General features: G+C 67.1%; 14 protein-coding genes. 8 read left to right on the top strand and 6 right to left on the bottom strand.

Features of this window, described 5'->3' with window-relative positions; genetic code table 11:
• Positions 1 to 201: 201 nt before the first annotated feature.
• Positions 202 to 849, bottom strand: a complete 648-nt coding sequence (locus tag F627_RS0105330) for an ERCC4 domain-containing protein (RefSeq protein WP_018877540.1) — start codon at positions 847 to 849, stop codon at positions 202 to 204.
• A gap of 233 nt (positions 850 to 1082) precedes the next feature.
• On the opposite strand from F627_RS0105330, the gene F627_RS0105335 reads away from it, so the two are divergent.
• Positions 1083 to 1454 (top strand): hypothetical protein, encoded by a 372-nt coding sequence (locus F627_RS0105335; RefSeq protein ID WP_019583489.1) that lies wholly within the window; start codon positions 1083 to 1085, stop codon positions 1452 to 1454.
• Positions 1455 to 1691: 237 nt separating this feature from the next.
• Here the strand turns inward: F627_RS0105335 and F627_RS0105340 are convergent, their stop codons facing one another.
• The 3 genes from F627_RS0105340 to F627_RS0105350 all read right to left on the bottom strand — a co-directional run bounded on the left by F627_RS0105340 (position 1692) and on the right by F627_RS0105350 (position 8354).
• Entirely contained in the window at positions 1692 to 4100 is a 2409-nt protein-coding gene (locus tag F627_RS0105340; RefSeq protein WP_019583490.1) for an EAL domain-containing protein, read from the bottom strand.
• A gap of 129 nt (positions 4101 to 4229) precedes the next feature.
• Complete coding sequence (locus F627_RS0105345) at positions 4230 to 6755, bottom strand: EAL domain-containing protein (RefSeq protein ID WP_019583491.1); 2526 nt, start codon at positions 6753 to 6755, stop codon at positions 4230 to 4232.
• Positions 6756 to 6770: 15 nt separating this feature from the next.
• Positions 6771 to 8354, bottom strand: a complete 1584-nt coding sequence (locus F627_RS0105350; protein ID WP_019583492.1) for a PAS domain-containing methyl-accepting chemotaxis protein — start codon at positions 8352 to 8354, stop codon at positions 6771 to 6773.
• 311 nt (positions 8355 to 8665) lie between these two features.
• Here F627_RS0105350 and F627_RS0105355 point away from each other — a divergent pair, with 311 nt between their 5' ends.
• Positions 8666 to 9988 (top strand): DEAD/DEAH box helicase, encoded by a 1323-nt coding sequence (locus F627_RS0105355; RefSeq protein WP_019583493.1) that lies wholly within the window; start codon positions 8666 to 8668, stop codon positions 9986 to 9988.
• Between the two features lie 460 nt (positions 9989 to 10448).
• Positions 10449 to 11678 (top strand): methyl-accepting chemotaxis protein, encoded by a 1230-nt coding sequence (locus tag F627_RS0105360; protein WP_019583494.1) that lies wholly within the window; start codon positions 10449 to 10451, stop codon positions 11676 to 11678.
• 12 nt (positions 11679 to 11690) lie between these two features.
• Here F627_RS0105360 and F627_RS0105365 read toward each other — a convergent pair whose 3' ends face one another.
• A complete protein-coding gene (locus tag F627_RS0105365; protein WP_019583495.1) occupies positions 11691 to 13244 on the bottom strand; it encodes a DUF255 domain-containing protein in 1554 nt (517 codons plus the stop codon).
• Positions 13245 to 13369: 125 nt separating this feature from the next.
• Between F627_RS0105365 and F627_RS0105370 the strand changes: the two genes are divergently transcribed.
• The 5 genes from F627_RS0105370 (at position 13370) to F627_RS0105390 (ending at position 18704) form a co-directional block, all read left to right on the top strand.
• Complete coding sequence (locus F627_RS0105370) at positions 13370 to 13834, top strand: phosphate-starvation-inducible protein PsiE (protein ID WP_018875666.1); 465 nt, start codon at positions 13370 to 13372, stop codon at positions 13832 to 13834.
• Between the two features lie 167 nt (positions 13835 to 14001).
• Complete coding sequence (locus F627_RS0105375) at positions 14002 to 14781, top strand: hypothetical protein (protein WP_026332039.1); 780 nt, start codon at positions 14002 to 14004, stop codon at positions 14779 to 14781.
• Positions 14782 to 14868: 87 nt separating this feature from the next.
• A protein-coding gene (gene prfB / locus F627_RS0105380; RefSeq protein ID WP_155984731.1) for a peptide chain release factor 2 occupies positions 14869 to 15967 on the top strand; the annotation gives its coding sequence in 2 pieces (ribosomal slippage) (positions 14869 to 14940 and positions 14942 to 15967; 1098 coding nt in all).
• A 24-nt stretch (positions 15968 to 15991) separates the two neighbouring features.
• Complete coding sequence (gene lysS / locus F627_RS0105385) at positions 15992 to 17482, top strand: lysine--tRNA ligase (protein WP_019583497.1); 1491 nt, start codon at positions 15992 to 15994, stop codon at positions 17480 to 17482.
• A gap of 94 nt (positions 17483 to 17576) precedes the next feature.
• On the top strand, positions 17577 to 18704 hold the full coding sequence (locus tag F627_RS0105390; protein WP_017942141.1) for a PQQ-dependent sugar dehydrogenase: 1128 nt from the start codon (positions 17577 to 17579) through the stop codon (positions 18702 to 18704).
• 112 nt (positions 18705 to 18816) lie between these two features.
• Here F627_RS0105390 and glgB read toward each other — a convergent pair whose 3' ends face one another.
• A complete protein-coding gene (glgB, locus tag F627_RS0105395) occupies positions 18817 to 21030 on the bottom strand; it encodes a 1,4-alpha-glucan branching protein GlgB (protein WP_081619663.1) in 2214 nt (737 codons plus the stop codon).
• Positions 21031 to 21101 lie beyond the last annotated feature (71 nt).

The following is a 21101-nucleotide window of genomic DNA, read 5'->3' on the forward strand; positions in this document are numbered from 1 at the left end:
GCCCTGGGCCTGGGGTACATCCGGCGGGGGGATCCCGGCGCTTCGCTGCGCTGCGGCCGGGATGTCCGGGGGTTGGGTGGTGCTGCGGTTGGGGTGACGGTGCCGGGGCCGGGTGATGGCCGGGGTGTTCCGGCTTTGGCGGGGGCTTCGCCTGCAAGCAGGCTCCCACAGGGGGTGGTGTGGTTGGCGGCTTGGGAGCGTTCAGGTGGTTCGGCTGCCGTAGGTGACGACGGATTCGATGCGTTCGGCGCGTTCGGTGTCGAGGCCGTCGGTCTGGGCGAGGGTGGCGGCGTCGGCGTTGATGATGTCGCGTACGCTGCCGAGGTCGCGCAACAAGTCGCGTGCCGTGTCGGCCTCGACGCCGGGGAGGCCGCTGACGATGAACTCGGCGGCCTTGCGCCGGGTGTCCGGCTTGGTGGGGCGGTCGGCCGGGTCCGGCTCCATCTGGGCGTTCAGGCCCAGCAGGTAGATCAGCATGCCGCTGTTGTCGGCATCCGGGCTGGGCAGCACGCTGATGCCGAGGGCGATGGTCAGGTGCGCGAGGGCACGGTGGATATCCAGTGCCTGCTGGTGGAAGCGCGGTTCGTACAGGTCCCCCTCGACGATATAGACCACCTGGCTGTGGTTGGCCTTCAGCTTGGCGGCGTTTTCCCACAGGGTCTTGTCGACCACACTCAGCACCATGTCGGTGGCGGACTTGCGCTCGACCACGACGCCGTTGGGCAGCAGGTAGTCGCCGACATCGAGGTCGGTGAATTCCAGTTCCACCCCTTCCAGGCGTTCGATGCGCTGAATGATCTTGCCCTGTTCGCGGCGGTCGACGCGGATCGGCAGGTGCACGTTGTCCATGGGGGCTCCATTCGTTGACGGGTTGCGGGCACTGTAGGGCGTGGGGCCATGCGCGCCAAATGGCCGGATGCGGGGCGGGGCGAGGGGCATCGCGGAGGCGCCGTGCAGGCGCGGCGCAGATCGCCTACAGTCAGGGTGCACGCGTGGTGGGTGGCACCCGTTAGGCAAACACCGATCAGTGTTTCCCTGCGCGTGTGTGGAGACAACAACAAGACCAACAGGATGGAGTGTTTATGTCGATTCAGATTGCAGTCGTGGGGCTTGGCCGGGTGGGCGGCCGTTTCCTGGAGATGTTGCTCGAGTCCGGCCTGCCGGGGATGACGCTTTGTGCGGTCTCGGAGAAGGGCGAGACCGAGGGCCGCCGGCTGGCCGAGGAGAAGGGTATCCCGCTGGAGTCGGTCGCGGATATCGTGGCGCGTGGCGACCAGGTGGACGTGATCTTTGACCTGAGCGGCCAGCCGCAGGTGCGCCAGGAGCTGCGCGAGGGCATGCAGAACACTGGCAACCGCCATACGGTGGTGGCACCGGAGGTGATGGCCCACCTGACCTGGGCGATGCTGACCCGCGAAGCGCCGCCGGACGTGCACGGCAGCACCGGCTACTGATGGCCACCCGCGCCGTCGGGATGGGCGGCGTGGTGATCGACCCGTGGTTGAAAGGCCGCCTTCGGGCGGCCTTTCTTCTTTCTGGTTCCGGAAGGTGCTGGGACGTTGGCGTTCGTGTCGGCGACCCAGCCGCTGCGAGGGGCGGTTGGAACCGAACCCGGGGCCCGAAGGTCCCTGGGATTGGGCCCGCGCATGAGCGGGCTGGAGCCCCTGAGACGCGCCTCCGGAGCGACCCGATCAGGCGTAGCGAGTGTCGGTGGTGGAGGCTTGGCTCGGAACCGGGCACGGTTCCAGGGGTTCCGGCAGGTGCAGCCCGAAGCCCTGGGCGTAGTCGATGCCGATCGCGCGCAGGGGTGGCAGCAGGTCTTCGTGGGAGACACATTCGGCGACCGTCTTGATGCCCATGACCTGGCCGATGTGGTGGATGCTCTCGACCATGGCATGGCTGATCGGGTCGTCGCTCATGTCGCGCACGAAGCTGCCGTCGATCTTCAGGTAATCCACGCGCAGGGTCTTGAGGTAGCCGAAGGACGCCATCCCGGTGCCGAAGTCGTCCAGCGAGAAGCAGCAGCCCATGGCGCGCAGGGTGTTCACGAAGCGACTGGCCTGGTTGAGATTGGCGATCGCGGCGGTTTCAGTGATCTCGAAGCACAGGCGGCCAGGCGCCACGCCGCTGGTCTGGATGCGTTCGACGATGTAGTCCAGCATGCCGCGCTCGCACAGCGACTGGCCCGACAGGTTGATGGCGAAATGGCCGTCCGTGGGCGCGGTGTGGCGGGCGACCTGCAATACCCGGTCGATGACCCAGCGGTCGATGGCCGCCATCAGGCCGTAGCGTTCGGCGGCCGGGATGAAGGTACTGGGCGGTGTGATCGCGCCCTCGTCGTTGATCATCCGCAGCAGCACCTCGATGTGGCGGGGACCGCCACTGGTGATTGGCTCGATGTGCTGGCCGTACAGCCAGAACTGGTCGTTCTCCAGGGCGTGATTGATGCGCTGCAGGCAGTTCATCTCGCCCTGGTGCCGGCAAAGGGCCGCGTCGTCGGGGCGCGAGACATGGATACGGTTGCGCCCGCGTTCCTTGGCCAGATAGCAGGCGGCGTCGGCTTCGCTCATGAACTGGGCCGCGTCTCCGTGCTCGCCACGGACCGGGACGACCCCGATGCTGATGCCGATCCGGAACATGCGGCCGTCCCAGTCGAAGCGGAATTGTTCCATTGCGCGCCGCAGTTTCTCCGCGATCTCTTCGGCGCGTTGTAACGGGCAGCTTTCCAGGAGGACGCCGAACTCGTCGCCGCCGAGGCGGGCGAGGGTGTCGCTTTCGCGCAGTTGAGCCTGCATGTGCGAGGTCAGCTGGCACAGCAGGTCGTCGCCGGCCCCGTGCCCGCAGGTATCGTTGACGAGCTTGAACTGGTCCAGGTCCATATACAGCAGGGCATGTTCGCGCCCGTCGTGATGGGCGCTGGTAACAAGCTGACGCAGGCGGCGCTCGAACTCCAGCCGATTGGCCAGCGATGTCAGGCAGTCGTGGGTGGCGGCCCAGGACAGGTCGCGCGCCATCTCGCGCGCCCGGGAGACGTCCCGGAATACCAGGGCGGCCCCGATGACGGCGCCCGTGCGATCACGGATGGGCGCGGAGACCTCCTCGATGGCGTATTCGTGGCCGTCACGGGAGACCAGGATCGTGTCCTGGTTGAGGCTGCAGGTCGTGCCGTCGGGGACCATGTCCACCAGGGGGTGGGGGAGTAGCTGGCCGTCGTCCTCGCGGATGGTGCGGAACACCCGGTCCAGTTGTTCGTCGCGGGCCTCGGCATCGCTCCAGCCGGTCAGGTGTTCGGCCACCGGGTTGAGGTAGTCGATGCGCCCGTCCGTGTCGATGGTAATGACCGCGTCGCCGATGGCGTGCAAGGTGACCTGGGCGCGTTCCTTCTCGCGGAACAGCTCCGCCTCGATATCACGGCTGCGGCGCAGGACGGCCACCGCTACGACGATGCCGATCAGCAGGGCGGCGGTCCCCAGCAGGGACATGAACTGCACCGCGTTCCGGTATTGCTCGGCCGTGTCCCGCGCCGCGGCTTCGGAGGCCTCCTGCTGCAGTTCCAGGAGGGTGCCGAGATTCGCCAGGACCTCGTTCTGCATCGGGATGGCCTGTTCGAGTAGCCAGCTTGTGGCAGCCTCCAGGTCGTCATCCAGGATCTTGTTGAGTACGCGTTCCTGGACCTCGACCGCGCTCGATGTCAGTTCGCGGCCTTCGGTTAGAAGGGCCTGCTCGCGTTCCGTGAGGGGCATGGCCTCGAGCTGGTTGCGGTTGACCATGAAGTCCGAGGCGTGTGCGCGGAACTCCATGATCCCCGCGTCGAGATCGAAGGGGTCATCGGTGATCGACAGGCGCAGCAGGGTGACCGAGCGTTCGCGCGCGGCCGTGCGCATGTTGTTGAGGAGTTCGGTCTTGACGTTGTGCTCGTGGACGATCACGTCCAGGCGATCGTGTACCTGACCGATGCGCTCGAGGCCGATCATGACCATCACCATCATCAACAGCAGGACGACCGCAAATCCCGCTGCGATCGCTACGGCCGAGCGATAATCGTGCGCATTACTGGACCCCACGGTTGCTGTGGAGTCGCTGGCTTCCTGGCTGTCCATCCTGCCCCCTGGCCTTCGCCCGGGCGGTCTTGTGCCGCCTTCTGTGAGCGCATCCCTTCAGAACCTAGACGCAATCCGCATGGAATGTAATCCCCTGGCCAATTGCAGGGAGTGGTGGCGGGGCGTGCGTCACACCGTTTCGTGTTGCAGGCGTTCCTTGAGGGCCCCTGCGGCCATCGCATGCGAATGCAGCCAGCCCTGGTACAGGTCACAGCCGATTTCCCGCAGGAAGGTTCGTTGTGCGTCCGTTTCCACGCCTTCGGCGACGAGCGTCAGGCCGAGGCTGTGGCCGAGGTGCACGATGGAGCGCAGGATCATCTCCGATTCCGGGTCCTCGCCGATGTCGGCGATGAAGGAGCGGTCGATCTTGAGCTTGTCGATGGGCAGGGACTTCAGGTAGGCGAGCGAGGAATAGCCGGTGCCGAAGTCGTCCAGGGCCACCCGGATGCCCAGGGCCTTCAGGCCGCGGAGCTGATCGTGGGTCAGGGCCACATCCGCCATGGCGACGGTCTCGGTTACCTCGATCTCGAGTCGCTCGGGCGGGGCGCCGGTGGTCTCGAGGGCCGCGCGCAGGCGTTCCACCAGGTCATGCTGGCGGAACTGCATCGCGGAGATATTGATGGCGACGCGGAGTCCGACGCCGGACCGTGACCATTGGGCGAGTTGTTCACAGGCCCCGCGGATCACCCAGTCGCCCAGGGGCAGGATCAGGCCGTTGGCCTCCGCGCTGGCGACAAAGCGGGCCGGTGCCACCGGACCGAGTTCGGCATCCGTCCAGCGCGCCAGCGCCTCGACGCCGATCACGCGGTTCGACGCGACCTCCAGCAGTGGCTGATAGTGCAGCTCGAGCTCGGCATTCTCCAGCGCCTGCTGCAGGTGCTGCTGCAGGCGCTGTTCCTCGTGCACCTGCGCATCCAGGTGCTGCGAGAAGAAGGCCCAGGTGTTGCGGCCGGAGTGCTTGGCCTCGTACATGGCCATGTCGGCATAGCGCACCAGGCTGCGATCGTCCTGGGCATCGCGCGGGAACATGGCGATCCCGAGACTGCCGCTGGAGACGAGGTTGCGGGCGTGCTCGGTCTGGAAGGGCGTGTCGAAGATACCCAGGATGCGCTGGGCGACCCGAGCGATCGCCTGTTCGTCCGCCACGTGGGTCAGGAGGATCATGAACTCGTCGCCACCGAAGCGGCCGATGGTGGCTTCCTGGTCCAGGGCGCCCTGGAGTCGGGCGGCCACGGCCTTCAGCAGCTGGTCGCCCTCGTCATGGCCGAAGGTGTCATTGATCATCTTGAAGTTGTCGAGATCCAGCAGCATCACCGCGATCGGGTGGTCGTTGTGCTCGGCCTGGGCGATGCCCTGCGTCAGGCGGTCGTGCAGCAGCCAGCGGTTGGGGAGTTCGGTCAGACTGTCATGGGTGGCCTGATGCTGGATGCGCGCCTCGCGGCGCTGGCGGTCGGTGATGTCGCGGATGAAGGCGGTAATCCGCCGGCCTTCGGTGTCGTCGAAGGCGTTGAGGCTGATGTCCACCGGGAACTCGGTGCCGTCGATACGCTGGCCGCGCAGATGGGGTACCTGCCCCATGGTGCGGCGGTTGATGGTGCGGGCCTGGGTCTGGCGATGGGTCCGGTGGCGCTCGCGCAGGCGATCGGGGACCAGGCGCTCCACCGGCTGGCCGATCAGTTGCTGGCGGGGGTAGCCGAACAGGCGCTCGATGTTTCGGTTGGCCATCACGATGCGGCCCTCCGTATCGGTAACCAGGACGCCGTCGGGGGCCGTCTCCACCAGTTGCTGGTAGCGCCGCTCGCGCATCTCGATGTCGCGGTGGGCCTGGTGCAGACGCTCCAGGGGCGAGCGCACGCTTTCCAGAAACAGCCCCTGGTAGATCAGCAGGTAGGCCGCGAGCTTGTACAAATGCCCCAGCACGAACGGCGTATCGGTCAGATCCTCGTAGAACATGAAGAACATGCCGCTGCCCATGCTGATGACCAGCGCCGCGGCGACCAGGGGCATGCCCGGGCGCTGCAGCAGATCGCGGCGCAGGGCCAGGATGGCCAGCGTCGCCAGATGCAGGGCGATCACGATGGCCTCCAGGCCCAGCTTGAACGGCGTGAGGCCGCTGACCGGGTCGAACAGGGGCGGCAGGATATCGGCATGCCAAAGGCCGACCCATGCGAGGACCGCGACCAGCAGCAGGCTTCCGGCCAGATAGACCCCGCGCGGCGGGCCATCGCTGCGCGCGACCATCGGCAAGGCCACATAGGCCAGCAGGGCCGCGCCCCCGACCAGCCGCGCGGCGAGCCAGAAGAACAGCGTCTGCTGCGTCGAGTTGGGGGTGATGAAGTCCGGCATCGCCGGGTAGGTCATCAGGTGCAGGAAGTCGAAGAGCGCGACCGCCAGGAAGGCACAGGCGAGCAGCAGGGAGGCCGCCACCCGCCGCCGGTCGATCACGTGATACCCGACCGCGAACACCAGCACGGCGACGACGACCGCGAACAGCTCCGCACCCGTATGGAACGCCGTCAGATGCTGGCCCGGCACAATCCGCGGGAGATCGATGCCGAGCATCCAGATCACCACGGGCACCAGCAGCAGGGCCAGCAGCAGGCCGGAGGCCGGGACGGTGTGCTGGCGCATGAGCTTCTCGGCGTGGGTGTTCATGGTGATCGGTCGCGTTCAGCGGTGGCGCGCCCAGAACTGCCGGGCGAGGCCCTGCAGGCCGGTTGCGAGTTGCGCGACCTCGCGGGCGGCGGCATCGCTCTGGTCGGCCCGGTTGGCGGTAGTGTCGGCCGCGCCACGGATGGAGTCGACCCCGCGCCGGATCTCTTCCCCGGCCGCGCCTTGTTGTTCCACGGCGGCCGCGATACGGGTGCTCATGTCGTGGATCTGGCTGACGCCGGAGGTGATGTTCTCGAGTGCCGCGGCGGCCTGCTGGGCCTGCTCCACGCTGGTTTCCGCCTGATCGCGGCTTTGTTCCATCGTGGCCACCGCGGCGCGCGCGCGATCTTGAAGCCGCTCGATCATCTGCTGGATCTCGGCGGTGGAGTCCTGGGTTCGACTGGCCAGGGTGCGCACTTCGTCGGCCACGACCGCGAAGCCGCGGCCCTGTTCGCCGGCGCGGGCCGCCTCGATCGCCGCATTGAGGGCGAGCAGGTTGGTTTGTTCGGCAATCCCGCGGATCACATCCAGTACGCCGCTGATGTCCTGGCTGTGCTGGTCCAGTTCCGTCATGACGCCCGAGCCCTGGCGAATGCGCTGTCCCAGCTCCTCGATTGCCCGTGAACTGTCGCGCACTACCTGGCTTCCCGAGCGGGCCTCCTGGTCGGTCCGGTCCGCCGCGTCGGCGGCGTGCTGTGCGCTCTGTGCGACCTCCTGCACGCTGTTCACCATCTGCTGGGTGGCGCCCGCGACCTGTTCGGTCTCGTTCTGCTGGTGGTTGCAGGCCTGGCGGCTGTCGCCTACTGCGGACACGAGCGCGTCGGCCGTGCCACTCAGGCGGTTGGCGGCATCGCCCATGCGCCCGACGACGGATCCCGCCTCCGCTTCGAGCATTTGCAGGGCGAAGGCGATCTCGCCGGCCTCGTCGGTGCGCCCGGTATAGATGTACTGGCTGACCGGGTTGTTGGCGATGCGGCGGGCGTGGGCGACCGCGCGGCACAGGGGCGACAGGCTGATCCATACCAGGGCGCCGCCCACCACTAGCGCGGTCAGCGCGAAGATCAGGGCGCTCGACCAGGGCAGGCCGGTCAATACGCTGCTGGCGATCAGCCCTGCCAGCACGCCGCCGGCGAGGGCCGCTACGGTCCTGACCTTGATGCCGATGGGGGGCAGGCGCAGGGCCAGGGGCCTGCGACCCTGGAGGAGTTCCGCGTAGACGGATTCAGCCTTGGCTACCTGTTCGCGCCGCGGCTTGGTGCGAACGGACTGATACTCGACGGTTTGCCCGTCTTCCGTTACGGGCGTCACATAGGCGTTGACCCAGTAGTGATCGCCATTCTTGCAGCGGTTCTTGACCAGGCCCATCCAGGAGCGGCCGCCCTGGATGGTGTTCCACAGGTCCTCGAACGCCGCCGGCGGCATATCGGGATGGCGGACCACGTTGTGGTTCTTGCCGAGCAATTCGTCCGGTTCGAACCCGCTGATGTCGATGAAATCCGGGTTGACGTAGGTGATGGCCCCCTTGAGGTTGGTGGTGGAAAGGATGTTGGCACTCTCCGGGTAATCCACCTCGTTCCCGGTGACGGGCAGGTTGCGTTTCATGTTGTTCCCCTGATGGCCGAATCGTTGTTATAGGTGTCGCGTCGGCCCAGCCGGCGCTGCGTGGGCGCCGGTCATTCTTCTTGGATGGAAGCTAGCCCATATTCCCTCACAAAACAAATATATATCCATACGGTAATGGGTGGAGTGTCTTTTCATTGACGAAAGGCGTATAGTGCGTCCATCGAACGCCCCGCCCGTCAGCGTCCGTTCATCTGATCCAGAGCCATTCCGGTTCGCAGTGATCCCCCTGATTTCGTTTCCCCCGATGGGTGCTCTTGTTGAACGAGTGGCGGGTAGCGTTGGAGCATTCCATGACTGATACGACCTTTGCCGACCTCGGGTTGGCTGATACCCTTTTGCGCGCGCTGGAAACCTCCGGGTACCAGCACCCGACGCCGATCCAGGCCCGGGCCATCCCGGAAGTCCTGAAGGGCGGCGACCTGCTGGCCGCGGCCCAGACCGGCACCGGCAAGACCGCCGGCTTTACCCTGCCGATCCTGCAGCGCCTGTCCACCAGCGATGCGCCCAAGCCCGGTGCGGGCCGCCCGCGCTGCCTGGTGCTGACCCCGACGCGGGAACTGGCCGCGCAGGTGCACGATTCCGTGAAGACCTACGGGCGCAACCTGAAGCTGCGCTCGATGACAATCTTCGGCGGCGTGAACATGAACCCGCAGATCAAGGCCCTGCGCGACCGCATGGACATCGTGGTGGCGACCCCGGGGCGTCTGCTGGATCACGCCAACCAGAAGACCATCGACCTGTCCGGTGTGGAGATCCTGGTCCTCGACGAGGCCGATCGCATGCTGGACATGGGCTTTATCCGCGACATCAAGAAGCTGATTGCGCTGATGCCGGGCAAGCGCCAGAACCTGATGTTCTCGGCGACCTTCTCCGACGAGATCCGCAAGCTGGCCAACGGCCTGCTCACTCGCCCGGCGGAGATCGACATCGCCCCGCGCAACACGGCCGCCGAGAGCGTGCAGCAGAGCGTGCATCTGGTGGAGACTAGCCAGAAGCGCGAACTGCTGAGCCACCTGATCCGCACCAACAACTGGGAACAGGTGCTGGTGTTTACCCGCACCAAGCACGGCGCCAATCGCCTGGCCGAGAAGCTGTCCAAGGATGGCGTGCGCTCGGAGGCCATTCACGGCAACAAGAGCCAGGCGGCCCGTACCAAGGCGCTCAAGCAGTTCAAGTCCGGGCAGGTGCCGGTGCTGGTGGCGACCGATATCGCCGCGCGCGGCCTGGACATTGACCAGCTTCCGCAGGTGGTCAACTTCGAGCTGCCGAATGTGCCGGAGGATTACGTGCATCGCATCGGTCGTACCGGCCGTGCCGGCTCCGCCGGTGCCGCGCTGTCGCTGGTGGATGGCGAGGAGATCAAGCTGCTGAAGGGCATCGAGCGCCTGATCCAGCGCCCGATCGACCGTATCGAGACCGAGGGCTTTGCGGCGCCGAAGCCGGCCGCCAATGACGGTAACGGCAATAACCGTCGTGGCGGTCGCGGCGGCAAGCCGGGCGGCGGGGCCCGCAATGGCGCCCCGCGCAACGCCCGCGGTGGCAAGCCCGGCGGCGGTCGCGGCGGCAACGGCCGCCCGTCCTCCAACGGCAACCGGGCGGCGCGCAGCCGCTAGTCCGACGCGCCAGCGCAGTACCGCGAACCCGCGGTCCCGATGTCCGGGGCCGCGGGTTTTTTCGTTCCGGGCCTGGCGGGGAGGGCTTTATTCACCACGAAGCGCACGAAGGCACGAAGAAGGGCCAGGTCAAGGGCGAAAAGCGATAACAGGAAGGCTGGAAGACAGGAAGGGACTGGTGTTGTGCGCCAGGTGATTGGCCCCAGTACAAGGCTAATCACAGCGTGTTGTGATTGCCGAGGGCCCATAAACACTTCCAAATTTCGCGTCTTCCTGTGAAATGCTTTTGCCCTTGCCCTTCTTCGTGCCTTCGTGTGCTTCGTGGTGAATACGGTTTTCGCGTTGCGGCGAGGCGTTGGAGTTGAGCTGGATCAGGGCGGCGGGGATTGGGCAGGGCGATACTCTGGCGGGCTCAAGGCCGGGCGCGGGTGGTCGTTAACGAAGCCAAAGGAGGGTGTCGATGAAGATTGGGAATCTGGGTGGGCTGCGACTGAAGCTGATTATCCTGGTGATCGTGGTGAGTACGGTGCCGCTGTCGATCATGGGCGGGGTGACGTTCCATACCATGAAGGGCGATCTCGCCGCGGGGGTGGACGAGGCGCTGGTGACGCAGTTGTGGTGGTTGCTGTGGGCGCTTTGGGTGGTCGCGTTCGTGGTGGCCCTGGGCATTGGCTGGTTCTATGCGAACGTGCTGACGCGGCCGCTGGAGCGCCTGGCCGAGGGGCTGGAGGCGATCGGCGAGGGGCGCGCGGATCTCGGCCACCGGGTGGAGGTCACCACGGACGACGAGATCGGGCGCACCGGCGAGGCCTTCAACACGGTGATGGGCCGGCTCTCGGGGCTGATCCGGCAGGTGGCGGATGCGGCCGACGGGATCGCCGCCTCCGCGCGGCAACTGGAGGGTCGCAGCAACGAACTGACCCGGGCGACCCACGAGCAGCGCGGCGACGTGGAGCAGGTGGTCACCGCGATGAACCAGATGTCCGCCACTGTGCAGGAGGTGGCCAACAACACCCAGAGCACGGCCGAGAGTGCCGGTCAGGCGACCCGGGCGGCGGAAGGCGGACGCACCGTGGTGCAGGCCACGCAGGGCGCGATCAACACCCTGGCCGGCGAGATCCGCCAGGCGAGCCAGGTGATCAGTGAGCTGAAGGGTGACAGCGACAACATCGGCACCATCCTGCAGGTGATCGAGGAGATCGCCGAGAAGACCAACCTGCTGGCGCTCAATGCGGCGATCGAGGCCGCCCGCGCCGGCGAGGCGGGACGGGGCTTCGCGGTGGTGGCCGACGAGGTGCGTCATCTGGCTCAGCGAACCAACGACTCGACCGGGGAGATCCGCGAGATCATCCAGCGCCTGCAGGGCGGAGCGACCCGCGCGGTACAGGCGATGGAGGTGAGCCAGCAGCACGCCGAGACCTCGGTGGAGAAGGCCGGCGAGGCGGGCGAGACCCTGGAGTACATCCACGACTCGGTGACCACCATCGACGACATGACCCGCCAGGTGGCCAGCGCGACCGAGGAGCAAAGCCAGGTGGCGGAGGAGATCAACCGCAATATCCACCACATCAACGACATCGCGGTGCGCAACGCCGACGGGGCCAACGAGATGCAGCAGGCGGTAGAGGCCCTCGAAGGGCTGGCGCAGCAGCTACAGAACGAGGTTGCGGGTTTTCGTCAGCAGGGCTGATCCGGTCTGGCGTCAGAAGCCCCGGCGCAGGGCGTCGAAGCCCAGGGCGACGTCGTCAGGATCCGCGCCGGGCTCGATGCGCAGGCGGTCACGCACGGTGTCGCGGTCAATATGGGACGCCTCGATCGCGTCGTCGGGCAGGCGATACAGCCACCAGGCGAGCGCGGCCTGGGTGCGGGTCTCCGACCAGGGCTCCAGGTCCGTCCCGATCCGCTCGGCATGCGTGCCCAGCTCCGCGTCGAAGAAGGGCTCCAGTCGATCCAGCGCGGCGACCGGGTCGGGCAGGTCCGGACGTTCGCGATCCAGTGCCTCCACGGCGCGCGCCAGTTCCTGGCGGGCGATCTCCGGCCAGATCTGCGAGGGCAGGTAGCCCTCCATCGCCGGCCGTCCGCCGGCGGTGATGCCGTGCAGGTAGCCGCTGCGGGTGAGCAGATAGCGGTCGAGCGCCTCCAGCGCCTCGCGGGCCCACTCAAGGGTGTCGCGGTCTTCCAGTACCCGCGCCAGGTTGGCGAGCGCGGCGATGGCCTGGCCCGAGGTGTCGGCATAGGTGTTGCGGTCGACCCGGGGTGGGTCGGTCTGCGTGCGGGTCTCCGGGTCCAGCTGATAGTAGTCGCGGTCGGCGTACTGGCTGTTGCCGAAGCGCAGCTGACGGGCGTCCCACAGGTGGTCGCGCAGATAGTCGCGAATGCCGCGCGCGATCTCCGCGTAGTGTTCGTCGCCGATGCGCTCGTAGGCCTCGGAGAACAGCCACAGGAACGCGGCGTTCTGATCCAGGCGCTTGGAGGTCTCCAGGGCCAGGACCGGGTCGCGCTGGTCGGGATCGTGGAAGAAGAAGAAGCCGCCCTCGACCTCGTCGTAGAGATCCTCCGCGATCTGGTCCAGCAGGCCGGGCATGCGTTCCTCCCAGTCGTCACGGGCCAGCAGGTAGCGGTAGGTCCAGGGTTGCGGGCGCTTGCTGAGCGTGCCGAATGTGGCGCTGCCGCTCAGGCGGTCGGCGCGCTCGTCATAGACCTCGTCGAGCATCTCCATGAAGGCCTCGAGGCCGTCGATCGCCGCGTCGTCCGGTGTGATCTCGCGGCCGGTGACCGAGAACATGTCGCGCTGCGCCTGGAGGATGCTCTCGAGGTCACGGGCATTCACGTGGCCGGTGAAGCGGGTCAGCATCTCGTCCTCGGCGTTGACGATGACCACGAAGGGCAGGCCGCGCCCGCCGTAACGGCGGAACAGGTCGGCGCGTTCGTCCAGGTCGACGAGCACAGGGATGTAGTGCGCCTCGATGACATCCACGACCGACGGGTTCTCCAGGGATTCGTCCTGGAAGTCGCGGCACCAGGTGCACCACTGGCCGTGGAAGTAGAAGAAGATCGGGCGTTCGCGCGCCTCGGACTCGGCGAACAGCTCGCTGTCCCAGCTCTGCCAGTCGATGCTGGAGTCGGCCGGATAGTCCTCCGCGGCCGCGGGCAGGGCCAGTGCCAGCAGAGCCAGGCCGGCGAGTACGGCGCCCACCGATCCCGCGCGTCGGCGGAGGGGCGAAAAGCTGCCGATAATGGGAAAGCGGTGGCGCATGGCAAGGGCCAGACTGGCTGTATCTAGTGTTATAGACCAGATGGACAAGCGCACGTTCAGGCCCGGAGCGGGTGATACGATGGCGCGAGTCCTGGATTCGCGAATCCTCGCAACAAGGGAGAGTCATGAACATCGAACACACCGGGCGCCGCGCCCTGCATCATGTCGAGGTGGCGGTGCTGGTCGTCATTGCCGTGGCCACCGTAATCGCGATCCTGCAGGAGATCGCCACCATGATCTCGGCGATGTGGGTGGGGCTGGCCGATCTGCTGTTGCTGTTCATCTTTCTCGAAGTGCTGGCCATGGTCGGGATCTACCTGCGATCCCGGCGCCTGCCGGTGCGCCTGCCGATCTATATCGCGATCGTCGCGCTGGCACGCTACGTGATCATCGACATGAAGGAAATGTCGGAGTGGGAGTTGATCGCGGTGACGGCAGGCATCCTGATCCTGGCCGGTGCGGTGCTGGTCCTGCGCTATGGCCACATCCGGTTCCCCTATGACGACGAGGGACGGGTGGCCCCGGGGATCGAGAACGATCCAGCCGGGGAGCGGGACGTTCCCAAGGGGCGTTACGGGTCCGATCAATGACTGGAGGCGGTGCGGAACGGCGGGTCCGGTACCTGCTCCCGGGGCTATGGGCCTCGCCCGGGGCGACTCGGGACGATGCGTCGCGACCCGTGCGGCGTCTGGCCCGCTGGCTGGGACGGGCCCGGCCCGTGGGTGCGGGGCCGGGCGCGGAAGGCTGGGAGGCCGCGCTGGCCGAGTGCCTGGGGTATCAGCCGCGGGGGCGTGGGGCGCGGACCTGGCTGGCCCAGCCGGTGCAGTTGACGCCCGGGATGAAGGACCTCGTGGCCTCGCCGGTGGAGCCCGTGGCGGATGTCGAGCGCGAGGCGCTGTGGGCGGCCGCGCAGCCGGAACTGGAGGCGGCCGGCGCCACCCTGTGCCTGGGCGAAGACGGCCTGTGGGAGCTGCAGCTGGACGCAGAGGGTGAGGCCTCGGCACCGCCGCCGTCTGTCGGGCTCGGTCGATCCATGGTGGCCCACTCGCTGCAGGGCGAGGTGGCGCGGCGTCTCCAGGTCCTGGCGACCGGTTTGCAGATGGCCTGGTTCCAGCATCCCGTCAATGTGGAACGCGAGCGCGAGGGGCGTGGCGCGGTGCACGGCCTCTGGCTGTGGACGCCGGGCTTTGTTGGCGAAACCCGCGGCGGCGTGGGACGGGTCTGCGGGGGCGGGGCGATCGGCCGCTGGCTGGCACGGGGCGCCGGTATCGACTGGTGTCCGGATCCGGCCTGCGCGCCGGCTGAGTCCGGTGAAACGGTGGTCGCGGTCGACGCGCTGGGGGCCCCGCCGTCCCCGGAGCGACGCCTGGAGTTGCTGGAATCGGTGGCCGATGATGTGGTTGCGCCCGGGGTGCGTGGCCTTTTCCGCGGCGAACTGCGTGCGCTGGAGTTCGTGGACCCGCAGTCCAGCCAACCCGCGCTGCGGCTCGACCGCCGCCAGACACTGGCCTTCTGGCGCCGCCCACGGCGGCCCTGAAGCCGCGTGCCGGTGTTATACTGCGCGGCTTTTCTCGCCACCTGATGGAACGTGCCGTGCGCGCCACGACACCCGACGGAAACTGCCATGGAACTGAACGCGCTGTACTCCCGGATCGATGACCTGAAGGGCCGCCTGGACGCCCTTAGGGGGTATCTTTGACTACCCGGCCAAGGAAGAACGGCTGGAAGAAGTCCAGCGGGAGCTGGAGCAAAACCCCGACATCTGGAACGACCCGGAGCAGGCCCAGGCCCTGAACAAGGAGCGGGCCCAGCTCGAGGGTGTGGTCATCAACATCCGCGAGATCGGCACTCAGCTGGACGAGAGCCGGGACCTGCTGGAGATGGCCGAGGCGGATGACGACGAGGAGACGGCGGCGTCGGTCGAGACCGATGTCGACGCCCTGACCGCGCGCGTCGAGGGGCTCGAATTCCGCCGCATGTTCTCGGGCGACATGGACGAGGCCAACGCCTACCTCGACATACAGGCCGGCTCCGGCGGCACCGAGGCCCAGGACTGGGCGAATATGCTGCTGCGTATGTACCTGCGCTGGGCCGAGCACAAGGGCTTCAAGGCCGAGGTCACCGAGCTCTCCGAAGGCGAGACGGCCGGGATCAAGAGTGCCACCGTGCACATCCAGGGCGAGTACGCCTTCGGCTGGCTGCGCACCGAGACCGGTGTGCACCGTCTGGTGCGCAAGTCGCCGTTCGATTCCGGCAACCGCCGGCATACCTCGTTCGCCTCCGTGTTCGCCTCCCCGGAGATCGACGAGAACTTCGAGATCGAGATCAACCCGGCCGACCTGCGGGTGGATACCTATCGGTCCTCCGGCGCCGGCGGGCAGCACGTGAACACGACCGATTCCGCGGTCCGCATCACGCACGTCCCGACCGGGGTGGTCACCGCCTGTCAGGCGGGACGTTCGCAGCACAAGAACCGCGAGATGGCGATGAATCAGTTGCGCGCCAAGCTGTACGAACGCGAGTTGCAGGAGCGCAATGCCGAGAAGCAGGCGGTGGAGGACACCAAGTCCGACATCGGCTGGGGCAGCCAGATCCGCTCCTACGTGCTCGACCAGTCGCGGATCAAGGATCTGCGCACCGGCGTGGAGGTCGGCAACACCCAGGCCGTGCTCGACGGCGACCTGGATCAGTTCATTGAAGCCAGCCTGAAGAGCGGGCTGTAACGCTATCTTTTACCGGGATTCCCGATGACCGAGATTACCGACGAGAACAAGCTGATCGCCCAGCGGCGCGCCAAGCTGAACGAGCTGCGCGAGGCCGGCCCGGCCTTCCCCAACGACTTCCGCCGCGATGCCCTGGCGGCCGATCTGCACGCCGCGCATGACGACACCGAAGGCGAGGCCCTGGAGGGGCAGGGGATCCGCGTGACCGTGGCCGGGCGCATGATCGGCAAGCGCGTGATGGGCAAGGCGAGCTTCGTCCGCCTGCGCGACCAGTCCGGGGACATCCAGCTGTTCGCCCAGCGCGACCGCCTGCCGGAGGGCGTCTACGCGGCCTTCAAGCACTGGGACCTGGGCGACATTGTCGGCGGGCAGGGCACGCTGTTCAAGACGAAGACCGGCGAGCTGACCGTCCAGCTGGACGAGCTGCGTCTGCTGACCAAGAGCCTGCGCCCGCTGCCGGAGAAGTTCCACGGCCTGACCGACCAGGAACAGCGCTACCGCCAGCGCTACGTGGATCTGATCACCAGCCCGGACAGCCGCGAGCTGTTCCGCACCCGCACCCGAATCGTGCGCTACATCCGCGAGTACTTCGAGCGCGAGGACTTCATCGAGGTGGAGACCCCGATGATGCAGGTGATCCCGGGCGGCGCGACTGCGCGGCCGTTCACCACCCACCACAACGCGCTGGACATGCCGCTGTACCTGCGCATCGCGCCGGAGCTGTACCTGAAGCGCCTGGTGGTCGGCGGCTTCGAGAAGGTCTTCGAGATCAACCGCAATTTCCGTAACGAGGGGCTGTCCACCCGCCACAACCCCGAGTTCACCATGCTCGAGTTCTACGAGGCGTTCGTGGACTACCATGCGCTGATGGACCGCACCGAGACGCTGCTGCGCGGGCTGTGCGAGGACGTGCTGGGCACGGCCACCATCGAGTACCAGGGCGAGACCTACGATTTCGGCCAGCCGTTCACCCGCATGACGGTGCGCGAGGCGATCCTCGAGCACAACCCGGAGATCAGCAGTGACGACCTGGCGGACATCGACAAGGTGCGCGCCCACTGCGAGCGTCTGGAGATCCCGATCAAGCAGAGCTTCGGCCTCGGCAAGCTGTGGACCGAGATCTTCGAGTACACCGCCGAGAACAAGCTGCGCCACCCGACCTTCATCACCGCCTATCCGACCGAGGTCTCGCCGCTGGCGCGGCGCAACGACGACGACCCGTTCGTGACCGATCGCTTCGAGCTGTTCGTCGGCGGGCGCGAGATCGCCAACGGCTTCTCCGAGCTCAACGACCCCGAGGACCAGGCCGAACGCTTCCAGGCCCAGGTCGCGGAGAAGGACGCCGGCGACGACGAGGCGATGCACTACGACGCTGACTACATCCGCGCCCTGGAGTATGGCCTGCCGCCCACGGCGGGCGAGGGCATCGGCATCGACCGCCTGGTGATGCTGCTGACGAACAGCCCGTCGATCCGTGACGTGCTGCTGTTCCCGCACCTGCGCCCGGAGGCCTGATTCGGCACACCACGCCGTCGCGTGAACAATCCCCCGGTCGTCGTGTCCCATTTCTGCAATGGCAGATAACGGGAGGTACGGCATGCGAGAGGCAATGACACGAGGCTACGCCATCCGCACCGGTGCGCTGGTCGCGGGGCTGGCGCTGGTGGGCTCGGCCCTGGCCGGCGAAGTGGTCGAGGAAGGCATCTCGAGCGAGTACGAACAATTCGATCTCGTGCGGGTAGCCGGTGGTCTGGAGCATCCCTGGTCGGTAGCCTTCCTGCCGGACGGCGGCTATCTGGTGACCGAACGGACGGGTGCGCTGAAACAGGTGCGCGATGGCGAGGTGAGCTCGGTCGAGGGTGTGCCGGAGGTCGTGGCGCGCGGCCAGGGCGGCTTGCTGGATGTCGTGCTGCACCCGGACTTCGCGGCGAACCACCGGGTGTATTTCACCTATGTCACCGGGGATTCCGACCAGTCCTACACCGCGCTGGGGCGCGGGCGTCTGGAGGACGGGGCCCTGCACGAGGTGGAGGAGCTGTTCCGTCAGGACCGGGGCGGCAGCAATCCGGGCCACTTCGGTTCGCGGCTGGCCTGGCAGGCCGATGGCACCCTGTTGATGACGATCGGCGATCGTCGGCAGGAAGACCCGTCCCAGGACCTTTCTGCACATACCGGGTCCCTGCTGCGCCTGACCGAGGATGGCGAGGCCCCGGCGGACAACCCGTTTGTCGACCGCGATGATGCCCAGCCACACATCTTTGCCTATGGCCTGCGCAATTCGCAGGGTCTGGTGGTGGATCCGGCGGACGGCACGATCTGGCTGACGGACCACGGGCCCCGGGGTGGGGATGAACTGAACCGTATGGAAGCCGGGGGCAACTATGGCTGGCCGGTGGTGTCGCGGGGGCGCGACTATCGGTCCGAGGAACCCTTTGGCGAGGCGCGTCACGACGCGGACATGATCGACCCGGTCTACGAGTTCCTGCCGACGCTGGCGCCGTCCGGGCTTGCGATGGTGACCGCGGATCGCTTCGAGTCCTGGCAAGGCAATCTGCTGGCGGGTGGCCTGCGTGCCGAACGGATCCTGCGCATCGTGATCGAGGACGACGAAGTCGTGCACATGGAAGAGCTGCTGCACGGCAAGATCGGGCGCATTCGTGATGTCCGCGAGGGACCGGAGGGGCACATCTATGTGCTGACGGACCATTCGGATGGCGGGCTTTATCGCCTGGAATGAGCCCGATCCCGATCCCGAGCCCATGGCCGGCATTGGGGCCGCGAGTTCCGGGCCCGCACGGGCCTGCAAACAGGAGCCGGTCTTAGCGGCTTCGGCCCGAGGCGCCCCGACGTCAGTCGCCGGCTGGCTCCAGTAACAGGGCCGCCAGTGGCGGCAGATGCAGGTAGAGTGTCGCGGGGTGCCCGTGGCGTTCCACCGGCTCGGCATAGGCCTCCGCCGGGCCGCGCGAGCCCCCACCGTAGACCTCGGCGTCACTGTTCAGGGTGACCCGCCAGCGCCCGGCGTGGGGCGCGGGTACGGGGTAGGCCGGGCGCTCCACCGGCGTCAGGTTCAGCACCACCACGACCTGGCGGCCCTGGTGGTCGCGGCGCACGAAGCTCAGGGTGGAGTGCGCGGCATCGTCGCAGTCCAGCCAGTCGAAGCCGTCCGGTTCGAATTCCCGGGCGTGCAGGGCGGGGTCGGCGCGGTAGGCGCGGTTCAGATCCCGCACCAGGTTCTGCAGGCCCTGGTGCAGCGGGTACTGCAGTACGTACCAGTCCAGTTCGCGATCCTCCGACCATTCCGGGCCCTGGCCGAATTCCTGGCCCATGAACAGGAGTTTCTTGCCGGGGTAGAGCCACTGCCAGCTGTAGAGCAGGCGCAGGTTGGCGTGCTGTTCCCACTCGTTGCCCGGCATGCGTCCGCGCAGGCTGCGCTTCCCGTGTACCACCTCGTCGTGCGAGAACGGCAGGACGAAGTTCTCGCTATAGGCGTAGAGCTGGCCGAACGTGAGCTGGCCGTGGTGGTGCATGCGGTAGATCGGGTCCATCCCGAAGTAGGTCAGGGTGTCGTGCATCCACCCCATGTTCCACTTCATGGTGAAGCCCAGCCCGCCCATGGACGGCGGGCGGCTGACCCCCGGCCAGGCGGTAGATTCCTCGGCGATCATGGCGACGCCCGGATGACTGGTCTGGACCGTCTCGTTCAGGTGGCGCAGGAAGTCGATGGCCTCCAGGTTTTCGTTGCCGCCGTGGATGTTGGGCAGCCAGTCCTCGCCTTCGCGGTCGTAGTCGCGATAGAGCATGGAGGCGACGGCATCCACGCGCAGGCCGTCGAGGTGGAAGTCCTCGACCCAGCACAGGGCGCTGGAGAGCAGGAAGTTGCGGACCTCGGGGCGCGAGTAGTTGAAGATCAGGGTGCCCCAGCCGCGGTGCTCGCCGATGCGCGGGTCGGCGTGTTCGTACAGCGCGGTGCCATCGAACCGGGCCAGCGCGAACTCGTCGCGCGGGAAGTGGCCGGGGACCCAGTCGAGGATCACGCCAAGACCGGCCTGATGGGCCTGGTCGACGAAATGGCGAAAGTCGTCCGGCTGACCAAAGCGCGAGGTGGGGGCGAAGAAGCCGGTGCTCTGGTAGCCCCAGGATCCGTCGAACGGGTGCTCGGTGACCGGCAGCAATTCGAGATGGGTAAAGCCCATGTCGCGGGCGTAGGGCACCAGGCGCTCGGCCAGCTCGCGGTAGCTGGGCCAGTGGCCCTCGGGACTGCGCTGCCAGGAGCCCAGATGCACCTCGTAGATGCTCATTGGCCGATGCTTCCAGGCCTCCGGATCGCGGTTGCGCATCCAGTGCTCGTCATTCCAGGCATAGGTGCTGGCCTCCTGGATGCGGGCGGCGGTCTCGGGGCGAACCTGGTAGGCGCGGGCGTACGGGTCGGTCTTCAGGTGCAGGCTGCCGTGCTCGCGATTGCGGATCTCGAACTTGTACAGCGTTTCCGCAGTCATCCCCGGTAGGAACAGCTCCCAGATGCCGCTGCCCGCGTGGACGGTCATTGGATGGCAGCGCCCGTCCCAGCGGTTGAAGTCGCCCACCACCGAAACGCGTTCGGCGTTGGGCGCCCATACGGCAAAGCGCACGCCACCGACGCCGTCGCGGGTGATCGGATGGGCGCCCAGCATGCGATGGGCATGCCAGTGGCGGCCCTCGGCGAACAGGTGGCGATCGAATTCGGGGATGTCCGGGGCAAAGCTCCAGGGGTCAATTGCCTGCAACGTGGATGTGCCACCCTCGGGCATCCAGTCCAGCTGCGGGTGCGCGGGGAGGGCGTCCACCGGCCCACGCCACAGGAACAGCCCGGGGAATCCCGAGGCGGCGTCCATGGGTATGTGGCGCCCGTCGCAAAGTGTGATGGAGGCCTCCGTTGCATGCGGTAGCCAGGCCCGATAACAGGTGGTTTGTTGATCCAGCGCATGGCGCCCCAGGACGCTGTGCGGATCATGGAGCCGGGCCTCGGCCAGGCGCGCTAACGGATCGGCGACGGAACGGGTGCATTTGTCGGGGGCTGTTGCCATACTCGGATCAAGCTCGCGTTTGGGTCGTGGAATAGTGCGGTTCAGGCCGGGTCGGCAGAACACGTGAGTAC

This window comes from Thioalkalivibrio sp. ALE16, assembly GCF_000381305.1.
Classification (GTDB): Bacteria; Pseudomonadota; Gammaproteobacteria; order Ectothiorhodospirales; family Ectothiorhodospiraceae; genus Thioalkalivibrio.

Excerpts from the sequence above, each read along its gene's own strand:
- F627_RS0105340 (WP_019583490.1), bottom strand. The coding sequence starts at position 4,100 with ATGGACAGCCAGGAAGCCAGCGACTCCACAGCAACCGTGGGGTCCAGT.
- F627_RS0105350 (WP_019583492.1), bottom strand. The coding sequence starts at position 8,354 with ATGAAACGCAACCTGCCCGTCACCGGGAACGAGGTGGATTACCCGGAG.
- F627_RS0105335 (WP_019583489.1), top strand. The coding sequence starts at position 1,083 with ATGTCGATTCAGATTGCAGTCGTGGGGCTTGGCCGGGTGGGCGGCCGT.
- F627_RS0105390 (WP_017942141.1), top strand. The coding sequence starts at position 17,577 with ATGACACGAGGCTACGCCATCCGCACCGGTGCGCTGGTCGCGGGGCTG.
- F627_RS0105365 (WP_019583495.1), bottom strand. The coding sequence starts at position 13,244 with ATGCGCCACCGCTTTCCCATTATCGGCAGCTTTTCGCCCCTCCGCCGA.
- F627_RS0105360 (WP_019583494.1), top strand. The coding sequence starts at position 10,449 with ATGAAGATTGGGAATCTGGGTGGGCTGCGACTGAAGCTGATTATCCTG.
- F627_RS0105345 (WP_019583491.1), bottom strand. The coding sequence starts at position 6,755 with ATGAACACCCACGCCGAGAAGCTCATGCGCCAGCACACCGTCCCGGCC.
- glgB (WP_081619663.1), bottom strand. The coding sequence starts at position 21,030 with ATGGCAACAGCCCCCGACAAATGCACCCGTTCCGTCGCCGATCCGTTA.
- F627_RS0105370 (WP_018875666.1), top strand. The coding sequence starts at position 13,370 with ATGAACATCGAACACACCGGGCGCCGCGCCCTGCATCATGTCGAGGTG.
- F627_RS0105355 (WP_019583493.1), top strand. The coding sequence starts at position 8,666 with ATGACTGATACGACCTTTGCCGACCTCGGGTTGGCTGATACCCTTTTG.
- lysS (WP_019583497.1), top strand. The coding sequence starts at position 15,992 with ATGACCGAGATTACCGACGAGAACAAGCTGATCGCCCAGCGGCGCGCC.
- F627_RS0105330 (WP_018877540.1), bottom strand. The coding sequence starts at position 849 with ATGGACAACGTGCACCTGCCGATCCGCGTCGACCGCCGCGAACAGGGC.